1 pseudogene is annotated in these 253 nt (G+C 54.9%); it reads left to right on the plus strand.

Annotated elements, in window-relative coordinates:
* Window positions 1-253, plus strand: a pseudogene (locus FDX22_RS00120) (hypothetical protein); the annotation flags it as partial.

Here is a 253-nt window from a genome sequence, read left to right on the forward strand (position 1 = left end):
AGGCGAAGGTTAATCCCTTCTCTGAAAGCGATATCGACAACGCCCGGCAGAACTATCTGGCACAGGACGCGCTGGTAAAAGGCTCCGTCGCCGAACAGACGCAGATTCAGAGTCAGTTAGACAGTATGGTCAACGGAGAGCAATCTCAGGTTGCGTCCCTGCGCGCTCAGCTCGCTGAAGCCAAATACAATCTTGAGCAGACTATCGTCCGAGCCCCCAGCAACGGCTATGTTACGCAGGTGCTTATTCGGCC

The organism is Citrobacter sp. TBCS-14, assembly GCF_005280805.1.
In the GTDB taxonomy this organism is placed as follows: Bacteria; Pseudomonadota; Gammaproteobacteria; order Enterobacterales; family Enterobacteriaceae; genus Citrobacter; species Citrobacter gillenii.